This window comes from Mesorhizobium sp. M8A.F.Ca.ET.202.01.1.1, from assembly GCF_004791595.1.
Classification (GTDB): domain Bacteria; phylum Pseudomonadota; class Alphaproteobacteria; order Rhizobiales; family Rhizobiaceae; genus Mesorhizobium.
Map to the genome: position 1 here is coordinate 1 of NZ_SRUN01000335.1, position 279 is coordinate 279.

A 279-nucleotide genomic window follows, 5' to 3' on the forward strand; every position below is an offset into this window, starting at 1 on the left:
GTCGTCGGCGGCCAGAAGGCGATCTGCTCCTTCATCGACGAGCTCTGGCTCTTCGGTAAGAAGGCGTCCTCGGCGAACGTGCTTTCCGAGGTCACCGGATCGCAGGCGTCGCGGCCGGAAGGATTCACGATTTACGCGACGACGCAGAGTGACGATCCGCCGACCGGCGTCTTCGCGCAGAAGCTGCTCTATCACCGCGGCGTCCGCGACGGGAAGATCGAGGATCCCACCTCCCTTCCCCTGATCTATGAATATCCGCCGCAAATGGCGAAGATCGGA

Annotated in this window: 1 pseudogene; it reads left to right on the forward strand. The window is 62.4% G+C overall.

What is annotated here, in order from left to right:
• Positions 1 to 279: pseudogene (locus tag EN845_RS35810) on the forward strand (terminase large subunit); the annotation flags it as partial.